Genomic DNA, 15,037 nt, shown 5'->3' on the forward strand with positions numbered 1-15,037 from the left:
AATATTTAAGGCTGAACCTGGTCGGGTTGAGATTTCAGGTCAGCCGAGTCGGAGACGAAGAATTGGCCGAAGGCCCTCAGCTTCGTCATCCTAGGGCGGAGCAGGAGCGAAGCTCCGTCGCGGAGACCCTAGGATCCATTCCGTGACCTTAGCCGAATAATGCGGAGCAGCATTCTGCACTGTTGCAACGCCTTCATGGCGCGGCATGGATCCTAGGGTCTGCGCTGCGTCGCTTCGCTCCTTGCTGCGCCCGAGGATGGCGAAACACCAGGCTTTGGCTGCCCCAAGCGCGCGATGCTTCGGGATAATCAGATGACTGCGGCTACGCTGCGCAGGATCGGCTGCAGGCGGACGAGGCCAATGTCCTCGCGTTCGAAGCGGCTGCCGACCTTGGTCAGCTTGGCGAGCACCTGCTCGCCCTCCTCGGGTCCGATCGGGGCGATGACGATGCCGCCGCTCGACAATTGATCGAGCAGGAAGCGTGGCAGGCTGTCGAAAGCCGTCCATGCAACGATGCGGTCGAACGGCGCTTCATTGGCCAGTCCGTTGGAGCCGTCCGCCTGGCGCACGATGACATTGCCGATGCCGAGCGCCTCGAAGCGCTGTTTGGCCTGCTCGGCCAGCGTCTTGTAGCGGTCGATGGTGACGACCCGCGCGGCAAGCCGCGACATCACTGCCGCCGAGTAGCCCGACCCGGTGCCGATCTCGAGCACGCGGTTGCCCGGCTCGATCGCAAGTGCTGCGATCACCGCGGCTTGCAGGTCGGCGCCTTCGATCGCCTCGCCGCATTCGATCGGCAGCATGCGGTCCGACCAGGCGATCGGATGGAACTGCGCGGAAAGGAAGCCGCGCCGCGGCGTCGCCTCAAAAGCGGCGATCAGCGCCTTCGGCACGACGCCCTTGCCACGCAAGCGGAGCAGGAACGCAGCGAAGCCTTCCCGGTCGTCGAGCGTCGGACCGTGGTTCAGGTTCATGCGAGCGCCTTGGTCAGTTGATCTCGGATTTCATGAGCGGTGAGATCGAGCTGCAGCGGCGTCACCGACACCAGCCGGTTGCGCAAGGCATAGAGGTCGGTGCCTTGCTTGCCCTCGACCGGCTCGCGGCCGAAGCGCAGCCAATAATAGGGAAGTCCGCGGCCGTCGCGGCGCTCGTCGACCCACAGGCTGTGGACGAGCTTGCCTTGCGAGGTGACCACCGTGCCGGCGACCTCTTCTGGCGCGCAATTCGGAAAATTGACGTTGAGCAGCACGCCGTCCGGCAGCGGCATGGCGACAAGCTTTTTGAGCAGCGCCGGCGCCAGCGCCTCGGTTGTCTCGTAGGGAACGACGCGATCCTCACCGACATAGGAATAGGCCTGGCTGAGCGCGATCGAACGCACGCCGAGCAGCGCGCCTTCCATGGCGCCGGCGACGGTGCCCGAATAGGTGACGTCGTCGGCGATGTTGGCGCCGGAATTGACGCCGGACAGGATCAGGTCAGGTGCTGCGGGCAGGATCTTCTTCACGCCCATGATGACGCAATCGGTCGGCGTACCGCGCACGGCAAAGTGTTTTTCGCCGATCTTGCGCAGGCGCAGCGGCTCCGAGATCGACAGCGAATGCGCGTAGCCGGACTGGTCCTGCTCCGGCGCCACCACCCAGACATCATCCGACAGCGTGCGGGCGACGCGTTCAAGCGATGCAAGGCCTTCGGCATGGATGCCGTCATCATTGGTCAGGAGGATACGCATTATTTCGATTCGATCTTTTCCAGACCGCCCATGTAAGGCCGAAGCGCTTCAGGAATGGTTACGCTGCCATCCTCATTCTGATAGTTTTCGATGACAGCAATGAGAGCGCGACCGACGGCGGTGCCGGAACCGTTCAGCGTGTGGACGAAACGGTTGCCCTTGCCGTCCTTGTCCTTGTAGCGGGCGTCCATGCGCCGCGCCTGGAAATCGCCGCAGACCGAGCAGGACGAAATCTCGCGATAGGCGTTCTGGCCCGGCAGCCAGACTTCGATGTCGTAGGTCTTGCGCGCGCCAAAGCCCATGTCGCCGGTGCACAGCGTCATGGTGCGGAACGGCAGGCCGAGCCGCTTCAGCACTTCCTCGGCGCATTCGGTCATCCGCTCGTGCTCGGCGCTCGACGATTCCTGGTCGGTGATCGACACCAACTCGACCTTGTAGAACTGGTGCTGGCGCAGCATGCCGCGCGTGTCGCGCCCGGCCGAGCCCGCTTCCGAACGAAAGCAAGGCGTCAGCGCCGTATAGCGCAGCGGCAGTTTTTCATGCGCTGTGATTTCTTCGCGCACGAGGTTTGTCAGCGGCACTTCGGCGGTGGGGATGAGGCCAAGCCTGCCGTCTCCACGCGGGGCGAAGAACAGATCCTCTTCGAACTTCGGCAGTTGCCCCGTACCGAAAAGAACCTCGTCTTTCACCATCAGCGGCGGCTGGATCTCCTCATAGCCATGCTCGGTCGTGTGCAGATCCAGCATGAATTGGCCGAGCGCGCGTTCCATTCGCGCCAGCCCACCCTTCAGCACCGTGAAGCGCGAGCCGGACAGCTTCGCCGCCCGCTCGAAATCCATCATGCCGAGCGCTTCGCCGATCTCGAAATGCTCCTTCACCCAGTTCGGACGCGTTGGCACCTTGCCGACGATGCGCTTGACGACATTCTCGTCCTCGTTCTTGCCGACCGGCACGTCGTCGAGCGGCACATTGGGCAGCTCGGCCAATGCGTCATTCAGCGCCTTGTCGAGTTCGCGTTCGCGCGCCTCGCCGTTCTGGATGAAAGCCTTGATCTCGCCGACTTCGGCTTTGAGTTTTTCGGCAAGGGCGGCGTCGCCCGAACGCATGGCATTGCCGATCTCCTTCGAGGCGGCGTTGCGGCGCTCCTGCCTGGTCTGCAGCTCGGTGAGATGCTCGCGCCGCGCCTCGTCCCTGGCGATCAGATCATCGACCGTGGACTGCGCGTCATCGCTGGACCACGAGCGCTTCTTGAGCGCCTCGACGAGGACCTTCGGGTTGTCGCGAATCCATTTGATGTCGAGCATGGTTTGTTCGTCCTGAGTAAGGTCAGAGGGCGTAAACCGCATCCTTGATCGATGCAAGACGTCAAGGCCGAGTTCCTTCACGCCCCCCTCTGTCCTGCCGGACATCTCCCCCACGGGTGGGGAGATCGGCCGTCACTGCTGCTTTCGCCAATCTCTAGCGTTGAGAAAGTGAGCCGTCGGCGAAGCTGCCAATCTCCCTCCTTGTGGGGGAGATGTCCGGCAGGACAGAGGGGGCGCTGTCCCGCAAATTTTGAAGATAATGCTGACCCGCCTAAAGCAGCCTATGTCGAAGGTGCGTCCGCGGGCTTTTCGGCCACCTCTTCCGCGGCCTCCTGCTTCTCGCGCGCCAGACGTTCCCGTTCCTTGCTACGCTCGATCAGCCGGGCCGACCAGATTGAGACCTCGTAGAGAATGATCGTTGGGATGGCGAGGCCGATCTGGCTTATCGGGTCGGGCGGTGTCAGCACAGCCGCGACGACGAAGGCGATGACGATCGCCCATTTGCGCTTTTCGACCAGCGCCTGCGACGACAGCATGCCGACCCGCGCCATGAGGCTGGTCACCACCGGCAACTGGAACACCAGGCCGAAGGAAAAGATCAGCGTCATGATCAGGCTGAGATATTCCGACACTTTCGGCAGCAACGAAATCTGCACTTGGTCGTCAGTGCCGGCCTGCTGCATGGCGAGGAAGAACCACATCACCATCGGCGTGAAGAAGAAATAGACCAGCGACGCGCCCATCAGGAACAGGATCGGCGAAGCGATCAGGAACGGCAGGAAAGCGTTGCGTTCGTTCTTGTAGAGGCCGGGCGCGATGAATTTGTAGATCTGCGTGGCGATCAGCGGAAAGGCGATCACCATGCCGCCGAACATTGCCAGCTTCACCTGGGTGAAGAAGAATTCCTGCGGCGCCGTGTAGATCAGCTCAACCTTGTGCGGGTCGAGCCCTGCCCATTGGGTCGCCCATTTGAACGGCACGACCAACAGGTTGAACAGTTGCTTGGCGAAAAAGAAGCAGAACAGGAAGGCGACGAAGAACCCGCCGATCGACCACATCAGCCGCCGGCGCAATTCGATCAGATGCTCCATCAGCGGAGCGGCCGATTTATCGATCTCGTCCTTTTCCGAAACGCTCACTTGCTGGCTCCCGCCGTCTTTTTGGCGGCTGCAGTCGGCTTCTTCACCGGTGCAGGCTTCGGCTCGGCCTTTTTAGCTGCGGTCTTTTTCACGGCAGGTTTTGCTCCTGCCGCTGGCTTGGCTGCGGCCTTGGAGGCCGGCATCGTTTTCGCTGGCTCAGGCTTCTTCTTCGCTGGCGAGGCCTTTTGCGGTGCAGCCGGCGTCGCCGTCCCGACAGGCGACGGCACCACCGACTCATCGGTCATCACCGGAAAGATCGGCGCCGCCGGCGTCGCTTCCGGGGCACTGACGCCCGGCAGCACCGTCGCGCCATTCTTCAGCTCGGTATCCTGCTGCGTCGAAGCACTTGGCGTGACCGGGTCGACGGCCGGCTTCGGCTTCATCACCGCGTCGACGCCTGAACGGACATCGGCTGCCGCCTGCTCGAACGGATTGAGCTGCTTCCTGATCTCGGCGGCCGGATTGAGGCTTCTGAGTGAGTCGACCGACTTCTTGACGTCGTCGAGCTCGGCTTCCTTCAACGCATCGTTGAACTGTCTCTGGAAGTCGGCTGCCATGCCGCGCAGCTTTGTCGTCGTGCGCCCGAAGGTGCGCAGCATGTTGGGCAAATCCTTGGGCCCGACGACCACGATCATGACGATCGCGATCACCAGCATCTCGGTCCAGCCGATGTCGAACATGGCGATACGTTCCGACTAAGGTTTTGGGCTCAGCTCTTGCTGGCCTTTTCCTTCACCGCCGAAACGGTTTCGTCGGCACGATGTTCGACGGTGCGCTTGTCCTCGGCAACATCGTCGTCGGCCATGCCCTTCTTGAAGCTCTTGATGCCCTTGGCCATGTCACCCATCAGCTCGGGTATCTTGCCACGGCCAAACACCAGCAGCACGATCACCAGCACGATCATCCAGTGCCAAATCGAAAATGAACCCATAACAATCTCTCTCGAATGTTTTCTCTGACGATGATCTATGCGCTTTCGCGCCGGGATTCAAACACAACCGCGACAGAGTTTATAAATGAGTGGCCGAAGTCACGCACTTTCGGCGCCGTAGCCCGCTACCAATCGGCGCAGCCCCGAAAACCAACGGCTTTCGGCGCGTCGTTTGCGGTCAATCATCCTCGACACGCGGCGTCAACAGGCCGAGTTCCTCGAGGTCGATGTCGGTCAGCGGATCCTCGTCGTCGGTCAGCGCATCCGGATCGGCCGGCGGCAGCGGAATGGAGAAATTCGACGGCATGCGGCCCGAAAGCAGCCCGGCGCCCTTCAATTCCTCCATGCCGGGAAGATCGCGGATCTCCTCCAATGCGAAATGGTCGAGGAAAATGTCGGTGGTGCCGTAGGTGACGGGACGGCCGGGCGTGCGGCGCCGACCGCGCATCTTCACCCATTCGGTCTCCATCAGCGTGTCCAGCGTGCCCTTCGAGGTCTCGACGCCTCTGATGTCCTCGATCTCGGCGCGCGTCACCGGCTGGTGATAGGCGATGATCGCCAGCACTTCGAGCGCCGCGCGGGAAAGCTTCCTCTGCTGCACTGTGTCGCGGCTCATCAGGAAAGCGAGGTCGCCAGCAGTGCGGAACGCCCAGGCATCGGAGACGCGCACCAGATTGACGCCGCGCCGCGCATAAATCTGCTGCAGTTCGGCCATCGCCGCGGCAATGTTGATGCCATCGGGCAGGCGCGCGGCAAGCTGCTTTTCGCTGACCGGCTCGGCGCTGGCGAAAACGATCGCCTCGGCCATGCGCACGGCTTCCGCCATATGCAGCCGCTCGCCAGGATTCTGGGAAAAGTTCTGCGCCTGATTTTCTGCCGGAGTCTCGCCGAGCATGCCGTCTTCGGTCTCGTCGTCGACCTTGAACGGAATGACCGAAGCGTTGGCGCGTTCACTCATGATGCCACCTCGACTGCCCTGATGCCTTGCGCACGGCTGCGCAGATAAAGCGGCGCGAACACCTCGTCTTGCCGCATTTCCATTTTGCCTTCGCGCACCAGTTCCAGCGTGGCCGCAAACGAGCTGGCAATCGCGGTACGCCGCTCATCCGGGCCGGTCAGATATTCGACCAGGAAACTGTCCAGCGCTGTCCAATCGTGAAGCGAGCCGATCAGCCTGTTCAGGATATCGCGCGCGTCCTTGAGCGACCACACACCGCGCCTGGCGATGGTCACATTGGTGATCGCCTGTTTCTGGCGCTGCTGCGCATAGGCGGTCAGCAGATCGTAGAGCGAGGCCGAATAGGCGTTGCGTTTCTCGACGATGACCATTTCCGGCATGCCGCGGACGAACACGTCGCGTCCGAGCCGGTTGCGGTTGACCAGGCGTGCCGCAGCGTCGCGCATCGCTTCCAGCCGCTTCAACCGGAATTGCAGCACCGCTGCCAGCTCCTCGCCGCTTTCGCCGTCGTCTCCAGGTTGTTTGGGGATCAAAAGCTTCGACTTGAGAAACGCCAGCCACGCCGCCATCACCAGATAGTCGGCGGCAAGCTCCAGCCTGAGCGCCCTCACCTTCTCGACGAAGGCCAGATATTGCTCGGCCAGCGCCAGAATCGAGATGCGCGACAGATCGACCTTCTGGTTGCGGGCAAGATGCAGCAGAAGATCGAGCGGGCCTTCAAACCCGTCGACGTCAACGACCAACGCAGGATCGCCGGTCAGCCGCGAATCGTCGTTCTCGGCCCACAGACGGTCCATCGGTGCGGCCTTGCCGGCCTTACTGTCCAATGTTTCCGCCACCTACTGTCGCTTTCCTTTGCTTCTATCTTCTTGTTTGACCATGATCTGTTCCGAAAAACCGGCTCCCACTTTTCGGGATCATGGTCTAGGCCACCGCATCGAAATAGGTGGCGAATTCGGCGCGTATCTCGGTCTCATCAGCCCGATCGCGGTTCTTGATATAGGTCAGCGCCCGTTGCGCGCGGCGCAGCGACGTGCCTTCAAGCCCTGTTGTGCGCGACGCAATGCCGGCCATCTCCTCGAAAACGCCGTTGCAGTGAAGGACCAGATCGCAGCCCGCCGCAAGGATCGCGGCCGCCTTTGTCGGGAAATCCCCAGAAAGTGCCTTCATCGAGGTGTCGTCGCTCATCAACAGCCCGTCGAAGCCGATTTCGCCGCGGATGATCTCATCGATGACCTTGCCGGACGTCGTGGCCGGGTTCTTCGGGTCGATCGCGCTGTAGACGACATGCGCCGTCATCGCCATCGGCAAATGATTGAGCTCCCTGAACGGGGCGAAATCATGCCGCTGCAAGTCGCTCATCGAGGCATCGACGGTCGGCAGTTCGAAATGCGTGTCGGCAAAGGCCCGTCCATGCCCCGGAATATGCTTCATGACCGGCAGCACGCCGCCCGACATCAACCCTTCAGCCGCGGCGCGACCCAGTTCGATGACGGCACGAGGCTCCTTGCCATAGGCGCGCGCGCCGATGACGTCGCTGGCGCCCTCGATCGGCACGTCGAGCACCGGCAGGCAATCGGCTGTGATGCCATAGCGCGAGAGATCGAAGGCATGCAGCCGCGCCATCAGCCAGGCGGCGCGGTTGCCGGCGTCGTGGTCGTTGCGCCACAAGGCGCCGAGCGCACCACCGGCCGGATAGTTCGGCGCCAGCGGCGGCCGCAGGCGCTGCACCCGGCCGCCTTCCTGATCGATGAACACCGGGGCGTCCGGGCGCTCGATACAGTCGCGCATTGCGGCGACCAGATCGCGGATCTGCTCGGTCTCGCCGATGTTGCGCGCAAACAGGATGAATCCCCACGGGCATTCATTGCGATAGAATTTGATTTCGTCGCGTGTGAGCGATTTCCCGGCGCAGCCGAGGATCATGGATTTTGATTCGGTCATGGACAGGAGTTTAGAGCTTCACGCGAACAAAGGGAATCGCATCGAGCCACATGCGGTTGAGCCAGAATCCCTTCCCACAAAGATCTCCCTTCCACATAAAAAAACCGGCCACATAAAAAAACCGGCGCGGTCTGTGACCGCGCCGGCTCTTTCCGCCCAAGGGCGGGAGATTTGAAACGGCTAGCGCGACACGAAGCAGTTGCCGCCGGCAGCCTTGTAGCTGGTGCACAGGTTGATCGCATCGTTGCGCGACTGCGCCGGCACCCGGACGCGGTAGAACGTTCCCTTGCCGGCGATCTCGGCCTTGACGATGTTGGCGGTGCGGCCAGCCAGCACGCTGCCGTAGCGGCGCTGCAGGTCCGCATAGCTGGACTGGGCGCTTTCGACAGTCGGCTGCGAGGCGATCTGCATCGACCACGAGCCACCGCCGGTCGAGGCCGCCGCCGGATTGATGGACGCAACCTGGTCCGGCTTGACCTCGCCGACGACGTCGACAGGCTGGTCGGACGGACGTTGCGGCGCCACCGGAACCGTGGCCGGCGTATTGGCAGGCTGGCCGGTTTGGGCCTCGGCCTCAGCCTTGGGCGCGGCTGCCGGCTCGGCTGTTTCCGGCCTAGCGGTTTCGGTCTGGTCGCCACCCAGTTGGTCACCACCCAGTAAGTTACCACTTGCCTGGTCGGCAACAGGCGGGACCGTGCCGGTCTGCTCCGCTTCGCCGGCCTGACCCGCCGGGGCCACATGCTGCGGCGCCGGATCGACAGGGTCGACGGCAGCCACCTGCGCCACCGCAGGCGCCGGATCCTCCCGCGCAACCAGTGAGCCATCTGATTTGACGACCATGGTTCTCACCTTGCGCGGTGCGACGGCGACGACATCGGGGTCTATGCCTTTGTCAGCCTCTTGCAGAACCTGGGCAATACGATCCTCGGACTTGGGCGTCGGCGCGGCGGCGACGTCGGCATTTCCGGCCGCTTGCGTGCCGCCGGCCGCTTGCGTGCCGCCGGCCGCATCAACGCCTTCAGCCGCGTCGAAGTCGTCGGGCGAAAGATCGACCACACGGCTCTGCGGCGGCTCCTTGGCCGTGACGTCCACGGGCTCTTCGGCGTTGGTGACCAGTTTTTCCTGGACCGGTTCGGCAGGCTTCGCGCCACCCTTGGCCACGGCGTCATAAACCTTGTTTTCCTGGTTCGGCACGACGGTGCCGCCCGGATTTTCAGGCCTGATCTTGATCGGTGCGTTGTCCGCCTTGACGATGACCGGCGCGTCGTTGCCGCCGTTGCCACCGACAGACAGCGCGAAGGCGCCGAGACCGCCGGCGATCGCCACGGCGCCTACAACCGCGGCGACCAGCAGGCCGCGGCGCCGGGGCCTCGCGGTATCCTGCTCCAGGCCTGGAACCGACATGGCCTCATCCAGCTCGGGATCGTAGTCGAGTTCGTCTAAGCCAAAGTCGTCGGCCTGCGGAGCCGGCCGGCCGGAGGGCAAGTCGCCCAGATCGAAGCCGCTAGCGGCATCGGCATAAGCCGCACCGACGGGCGCTTCTGCGGGTCTCGCCGCATAGGTCCGCGTTTCAACGCGGTCGGGCTCATAGCCTGACTGGAACCCTGCCCCCGACTGAAACCCAGCCCCCGACTGAAACCCAGCCCCTGACTGGAATCCGGCATTGTAGGATTCGTCGTCATACGCCGCGCTGCGCGCCGGGGCGGCAGCGACGTCCACGGCATTCATTTCCGTGAGAAGGCTGGCGAACTCGGTGTCGAGATCGTCATAAGCAGGCGCCGCCGGTTCGTCTTCATTGAAGTCGAGGTCCGGAATATCGAGGTCGTCCGCCAGCGCCACGACGCGCTCGGGCACATCGACCGTCTCGACATCGGGCATCTCGTCATACGCCGAAGACTGTTCGCTTTGCGCTGGCGCAGATGCCGCATTGGCGGCATCGTCTTCGGCCGGCTCATCCTGATAGGCCAGGTCGTCCTGATAGGAGGGGGCCGCAGCCATTGGCGGTGTCGTTTCCGCGGTCTTCACCGAGGCCACTTCCGTGGTCCTCGCCGAGGCCGTCGGCTGGGCTGCAAAGGCAGGCTGCGACTGTGCGACCGGCGTTACGCGGCTCCACGAACGGGCCGGCGCCGGCGCAGCGGAGCTTGCCGCCATCCAGTTGAGCGAATCATCCGGATCTTCCTGGTGAGCGGCGGCCGCAACGTTATCGTCGTCGCCATGATCCAGACCGATGTCCTTGGCGAAGGCAGCATGCAATGTATCCTCGTCGAAATCGACATCGGCCGGCCCGGCGGCATCTTCAGCGCCGAAATCCTGGCCCTCGAGCTCATCGAAGAGAACGGTGTCGAGATCGGCATCGGCGGCTTGAACCGCGCCATCCTCCGGCTGCTCCGAAAGGTCTTGCTCGTCAAGGCTCCAGTCCAGTTCGTCGACAGTATCCGTTGGTTTGCCGGCGACCTTTTCAGCTGCGGCCACAGGCTGCTGAACCACGGGTGGCTCGTTGGCCGCGGACGCCGCCACGGGGGCAGTCCGTGTGCTCATGGTGCCCAACAGCGCGTTCAACTCGTCTTCGAGGCTCCGCTCATCAGCGATAGCGGTTGGCGCCGTCGGCTGGGCTGCAACGCCGGAGGCCGGCGCAACCGGCTCTTCGGCTTTCTCGGCAAGCGCGTCCTCGAAACTCAAATCGAAATCGGCGTCGAACGCGTCTTCCAGGGTCGTGGCGGACGGCTCGTCCTTGGCGGCGATAGCCTCCGGTCCGTCAATTTCGGGCGCGTCAATTTCGACTGGTTCATCCGTGCGAACGTCGAAATCCATATCGACATCGGCCATGGCGTCGTCGAAATGGCCGGCAAAGTCCTCCTCGGACTCTTCCGAAACGGCTCGAACAGGCGCAGCAGGAGTTTCAACAGCGGCCTGCTCTAACGGCATATGTTCGTCGAGCATCAACTCGTCTTCGAGCGAGCTTGCGACGGCATTGTCGAATTCGTCGTCGAAGGCGGGCTCGGCGGCCGGCGCGGAGATTTCGGCGGCTTCGGCAGCGGCGGCGTGCTCCGTCGGAACATATTCGTCGAGCGTCAGCTCGTCTTCGAGCGAGCTTGCGACGGCATTGTCGAACTCATCGTCGAAGGCGGGTTCGGCGGCCGGTGTGGAGACTTCGGCAACGGCCGCCTGCTCCATCGGCACGTGCTCGTCCAGCATCAGCTCGTCTTCGAGCGAGCTTGCGACAGCGTTGTCGAATTCTTCATCGAAGGCGGGTTCGACCGGCGCGGAAACGGCGGCAGTATTCTGTTCAGCCTCGTCCGTTGCATCGTCGTCGAGCAGGAAATCCGGTTCGAGCGAGGCGGTAAGCTCGTCGTCCCCGAGCTCGACGTCCCCAATCTTGTCGTCCATCGCCAAATCGTCTTCGAATGGCGACACATCTTCGAGCGAGCTGGCGAGTGCATCGTCGAAATCGTCATCGAAAGCAGCTTCAACAGCCGGCGCGGATGCTTCGGCAACACCAGAACGCATGTCGTCGGCAGCAACGGCATGGGCAGCCTCATCCGCCGCTTCGTCGTCCAGCAGGAAATCCTGTTCGAGCGACGCGGCAAGCTCGTCGTCCCCAAGCTCGTCGTCCACCGCGTCAGTGGCATCGAAAACCGGCTCGCGAACCTCGGCGGCGCTGTCATTATCGTCGGCGCCGAATTCGCCCATCAACTCCTTCTCGAGGTCGATGTCGAAATCGCCGTCGTCCACCGGCTGGGTGACGGGAGCCGCCTTCGGCTTGACCGGCTGGCGCGGGTCGAACCCCATGATCCTGGTCAGTTCCGCGAAGGGATCATCGTCGGCGATATCGTTTTGGGCGGCTGCTCTCAGCTGGGTTCTGTCTGCCATTATTGTTCCCGAACTCGCACTCATTCGGACGCCATGGACGTCGCGTAGGGTTGGCCCTTACCAGCGCAATGTGGGCAAAAGGTGACAGGTTTTTTAGTCAAACCTAACGCATTTCGGTGGGCGCATCGGCTCCGATCAGCGTCAGGCCGGACGTCAAAACGTCCGAAACAGCCTGCACCAGCCCTAGTCTGGCATGCGTCAATTGTCGGTCGTTAACCTTAACAAAACGTAAGTCCGGATTTTCGGTGCCGCGGTTCCAATGTCCGTGGAAGCTGGAGGCGAGATCGTAGAGGTAGAATGCCAGCCGGTGCGGCTCGAGCGCAAGGGCCGCGGATTCGATCAGCCGCGGATATTCCGCAAGCTTCCTGATCAGGCCGATCTCGCCTTCGTCGGTCAGCAAGGCGGTGGCGGCGGCCAGCCGACTGCGGTCGAAATTGGCCTCGCCCAACTGCTCGCTCGCTTGCCGGAACACCGAATGGCAGCGCGCCGAGGCGTACTGCACGTAGAACACCGGATTGTCCTTCGATTGCTCGGTCACCTTGGCGAAGTCGAAATCGAGCGGCGCATCGTTCTTGCGGTAGAGCATCATGAAGCGGATCGGATCGCGGCCGACTTCCTCCACCACTTCGCGCAGCGTCACGAATTCACCCGACCGCTTCGACATGCGCACTGGCTCGCCTTCGCGAAAAAGCCTCACCAGCTGGCAAAGCAGCACGGTAAGTTTCACCTCGTCGCCGGCGATCGCCCGGGCGAGCGCTTCCAGGCGCTTCACATAGCCGCCATGATCTGCGCCGAGCACATAGATCAACTCGACGAAACCGCGATCGACCTTGTCCTTCAAATAGGCGACGTCCGCCGCGAAATAGGTGAAGGTGCCGTCAGACTTGACGAGCGCCCGGTCCATGTCGTCGCCGACCGCTGTCGAGCGGAACAGCGTCTGCTCGCGATCCTCCCAATCGTCCGGCTTCTCGCCCTTGGGTGGCGGCAGCTTGCCTTTGTAGATATGGCCCTTGAGCGTCAGGTCGTTGATCGCCGAGCGGATTTTCCGGGCGTTGTCCGCATGCAGCGTGCGCTCCGAGAAAAAGACGTCGTGATGCACGTTGAGCAGCGCCAGATCCTCACGGATCATCGCCATCATCGCATCGATCGTCCTGTCCTTGACGATGGCAAGCGCTTCCTCGTCCGGCATCTGCAACAAGGAGCGGCCAAATTCGCCTGCCAGAGCCTGGCCGACCGGTACAAGATAATCGCCCGGATAAAGCCCGGCCGGAATCTCGCCGATCTCGTCGCCAAGCGCCTCGCGGTAGCGCAGCATGACCGAGCGGCCAAGCACGTCGATCTGCGAACCAGCGTCGTTGATGACATACTCCTTGGTCACGTCATAACCGGCGAAAGCCATCAGATTGGCGAGCGCATCACCAACCACGGCGCCGCGGCAATGGCCGACATGCATCGGTCCGGTCGGGTTGGCCGAGACATATTCGACATTGGCCTTCCTGCCGCCGCCAACCGTCGAGCGGCCGTAGTTGCGGCCTTCGCCGAGCAGCGCGGTCAGATGCACCTGCCAGAACGCATCCTTCAGCCTGAGGTTGACGAAGCCCGGACCGGCAATTTCGGCGGCGGCAATGTCGGTGTCGGCGCGCAGCGCCTGCGCCAACCTTTCAGCCAGAGCACGTGGCGACTGGCCGGTCGGCTTGGCCAGCACCATTGCCGCATTGGTCGCCAAGTCGCCATGGCTGGCGTCGCGCGGCGGCTCGACGGCGATGCGCGATAGGTCCAGCGTACCGCCGTCCTTGTCTTTCAAATCAAGCGCTTCGACAGCTCTGGTGATTCGCGCGTTGAAATCGGCGAAGATGTTCATTGGTGTGGCTCTGGCGGCTTTGCAGGGATCCGGCTCATTGGCCGGCAAAATCGAGCCCGCCCTAGCTCAATTCAGGCGTATGGTCAAACAAACGGCGGTGTTCTTTCAAAGCGTAGGTATCCGTCATGCCCGCCAGGAAATCGGCAACGCTGCGCGCCTTGATGCGATCGTCGGCCCGGTCGAGCCCTTCGCGCCAGCCATCGGGCATGGCGCGCGGATCGGCGAAATAGACCTCGAACAGGTCCTTGACGATCTGCTCGGCCTCGGTGCGCACGCGCATGACCTCTCTGTGCCGGTAGAGATGCTTGTAGAGAAAGGCCTTCAATTCCTTTTCCGACGCGGCCATTTCGGCGGAAAAGGTCACCATCGTCTCGCCTGCCGCCCTCACCGCGTCGGCGCTCTCCGGCTTGATGCGCGCAAGGTTCGCGGTTGTCGACACGATGACATCCTCGACCATCATCGTGATCTGCCGTCGCATCAGTTCGTGCCCTGTCCTCACATCGTCCAGCGCCGGATAGCGCTGGCGCACGCCTTCGAGGATCGATCCCGGCAAAGAGATCTTTTCCAGCATGTCCAGTGTCAGGAGGCCTGATCTCAGGCCGTCGTCGATGTCATGGGTGTTGTAGGCGATGTCGTCGGCGATCGCCGCGCATTGCGCCTCGATGCCGGCGAAGCGGTCGAGTTCGAGGTCGTGCAACTCCGAATAGTCGCGGATCGCTTGCGGCACCGGCCCCTTCAGGCCCTTTCCCCTGGCGTCGGTCAGCGGTCCGTTGTGCTTGACCAATCCCTCCAGCGTTTCCCAGGTAAGGTTAAGCCCGTCGAACTCGGCGTAGCGGCTCTCCAGCCGCGTCACCACGCGCAGCGATTGCGCATTGTGGTCGAAGCCGCCCCATCCGGCCATCTTCTCGTTCAGCGCGTCCTCGCCGGTGTGGCCGAAGGGCGTGTGGCCGAAATCGTGCACCAGCGCCACCGCCTCGGCCAGATCCTCATCGCCGCGCAGCGCCCGCGCCAAGGCGCGCGCAATCTGCGCGACCTCGATCGAATGGGTCAGCCGGGTGCGGTAATGGTCACCCTCATGCGCGACGAACACCTGCGTCTTGTGCTTTAGCCGGCGGAACGCCGTCGAATGGATGATGCGGTCGCGGTCGCGCTGGAACGGCGTGCGGGTCGGGCTCTCCACCTCGTCGAACAGGCGCCCGCGCGACTTCGCCGGATCGCAGGCATAGGCTGCGCGCGGCCGATAGCCGAACCCGATGTCGCCCAACTCGTTGGTCATCGCCGATACCGCAGTTGACTTGCCC

General features: G+C 62.9%; 12 protein-coding genes. All 12 read right to left on the reverse strand.

All coding sequences use genetic code 11. The features are described 5' to 3' along the window. Positions 1-308 precede the first annotated feature (308 nt). A complete protein-coding gene (locus RPG13_RS22755) occupies positions 309-974 on the reverse strand; it encodes a protein-L-isoaspartate(D-aspartate) O-methyltransferase (RefSeq protein WP_292626568.1) in 666 nt (221 codons plus the stop codon). Next, positions 971-1,729, reverse strand: a complete 759-nt coding sequence (gene surE / locus RPG13_RS22760; RefSeq protein WP_126106222.1) for a 5'/3'-nucleotidase SurE — start codon at positions 1,727-1,729, stop codon at positions 971-973. The genes RPG13_RS22755 and surE overlap by 4 nt, the downstream gene beginning before the upstream one ends. After that, positions 1,729-3,033, reverse strand: a complete 1,305-nt coding sequence (gene serS / locus RPG13_RS22765; protein ID WP_292626571.1) for a serine--tRNA ligase — start codon at positions 3,031-3,033, stop codon at positions 1,729-1,731. Before serS ends, surE begins: the two co-directional genes overlap by 1 nt. A gap of 281 nt (positions 3,034-3,314) precedes the next feature. Continuing rightward, entirely contained in the window at positions 3,315-4,124 is an 810-nt protein-coding gene (gene tatC / locus RPG13_RS22770; RefSeq protein WP_292626591.1) for a twin-arginine translocase subunit TatC, read from the reverse strand. A 44-nt stretch (positions 4,125-4,168) separates the two neighbouring features. Beyond that, positions 4,169-4,852 (reverse strand): Sec-independent protein translocase protein TatB, encoded by a 684-nt coding sequence (tatB, locus tag RPG13_RS22775; protein ID WP_337126048.1) that lies wholly within the window; start codon positions 4,850-4,852, stop codon positions 4,169-4,171. A gap of 29 nt (positions 4,853-4,881) precedes the next feature. Beyond that, complete coding sequence (locus tag RPG13_RS22780; protein ID WP_013895102.1) at positions 4,882-5,103, reverse strand: twin-arginine translocase TatA/TatE family subunit; 222 nt, start codon at positions 5,101-5,103, stop codon at positions 4,882-4,884. Between the two features lie 178 nt (positions 5,104-5,281). Beyond that, positions 5,282-6,061: an SMC-Scp complex subunit ScpB gene (gene scpB, locus RPG13_RS22785; RefSeq protein ID WP_095485468.1), complete on the reverse strand. Its 780-nt coding sequence runs from the start codon at positions 6,059-6,061 to the stop codon at positions 5,282-5,284. Continuing rightward, positions 6,058-6,858, reverse strand: a complete 801-nt coding sequence (locus tag RPG13_RS22790) for a segregation and condensation protein A (protein ID WP_337127045.1) — start codon at positions 6,856-6,858, stop codon at positions 6,058-6,060. Before RPG13_RS22790 ends, scpB begins: the two co-directional genes overlap by 4 nt. Before the next feature lie 127 nt (positions 6,859-6,985). Continuing rightward, positions 6,986-8,005 carry a beta-N-acetylhexosaminidase gene (gene nagZ, locus RPG13_RS22795; protein WP_337126049.1) on the reverse strand — a complete coding sequence of 340 codons (1,020 nt, stop codon included), beginning with the start codon at positions 8,003-8,005 and terminating at the stop codon, positions 6,986-6,988. Positions 8,006-8,185: 180 nt separating this feature from the next. Beyond that, on the reverse strand, positions 8,186-11,875 hold the full coding sequence (locus tag RPG13_RS22800) for an SPOR domain-containing protein (RefSeq protein WP_337126050.1): 3,690 nt from the start codon (positions 11,873-11,875) through the stop codon (positions 8,186-8,188). A gap of 103 nt (positions 11,876-11,978) precedes the next feature. Beyond that, a complete protein-coding gene (gene argS, locus RPG13_RS22805) occupies positions 11,979-13,736 on the reverse strand; it encodes an arginine--tRNA ligase (protein ID WP_292500150.1) in 1,758 nt (585 codons plus the stop codon). A gap of 61 nt (positions 13,737-13,797) precedes the next feature. Next, on the reverse strand, positions 13,798-15,012 hold the full coding sequence (locus RPG13_RS22810; protein ID WP_337127046.1) for a deoxyguanosinetriphosphate triphosphohydrolase: 1,215 nt from the start codon (positions 15,010-15,012) through the stop codon (positions 13,798-13,800). Positions 15,013-15,037 lie beyond the last annotated feature (25 nt).

It is taken from the genome of Mesorhizobium sp. ISC15 (assembly GCF_037162615.1).
In the GTDB taxonomy this organism is placed as follows: Bacteria; Pseudomonadota; Alphaproteobacteria; order Rhizobiales; family Rhizobiaceae; genus Mesorhizobium; species Mesorhizobium mediterraneum.

Bases quoted from the DNA above. Each gene is read 5' to 3' on its own strand.
- RPG13_RS22755 (WP_292626568.1), bottom strand. From the start codon at position 974: ATGAACCTGAACCACGGTCCGACGCTCGACGACCGGGAAGGCTTCGCT.
- surE (WP_126106222.1), bottom strand. From the start codon at position 1,729: ATGCGTATCCTCCTGACCAATGATGACGGCATCCATGCCGAAGGCCTT.
- serS (WP_292626571.1), bottom strand. From the start codon at position 3,033: ATGCTCGACATCAAATGGATTCGCGACAACCCGAAGGTCCTCGTCGAG.
- tatC (WP_292626591.1), bottom strand. From the start codon at position 4,124: ATGGAGCATCTGATCGAATTGCGCCGGCGGCTGATGTGGTCGATCGGC.
- tatB (WP_337126048.1), bottom strand. From the start codon at position 4,852: ATGTTCGACATCGGCTGGACCGAGATGCTGGTGATCGCGATCGTCATG.
- RPG13_RS22780 (WP_013895102.1), bottom strand. From the start codon at position 5,103: ATGGGTTCATTTTCGATTTGGCACTGGATGATCGTGCTGGTGATCGTG.
- scpB (WP_095485468.1), bottom strand. From the start codon at position 6,061: ATGAGTGAACGCGCCAACGCTTCGGTCATTCCGTTCAAGGTCGACGAC.
- RPG13_RS22790 (WP_337127045.1), bottom strand. From the start codon at position 6,858: ATGGACCGTCTGTGGGCCGAGAACGACGATTCGCGGCTGACCGGCGAT.
- nagZ (WP_337126049.1), bottom strand. From the start codon at position 8,005: ATGACCGAATCAAAATCCATGATCCTCGGCTGCGCCGGGAAATCGCTC.
- RPG13_RS22800 (WP_337126050.1), bottom strand. From the start codon at position 11,875: ATGGCAGACAGAACCCAGCTGAGAGCAGCCGCCCAAAACGATATCGCC.
- argS (WP_292500150.1), bottom strand. From the start codon at position 13,736: ATGAACATCTTCGCCGATTTCAACGCGCGAATCACCAGAGCTGTCGAA.
- RPG13_RS22810 (WP_337127046.1), bottom strand. From the start codon at position 15,012: ATGACCAACGAGTTGGGCGACATCGGGTTCGGCTATCGGCCGCGCGCA.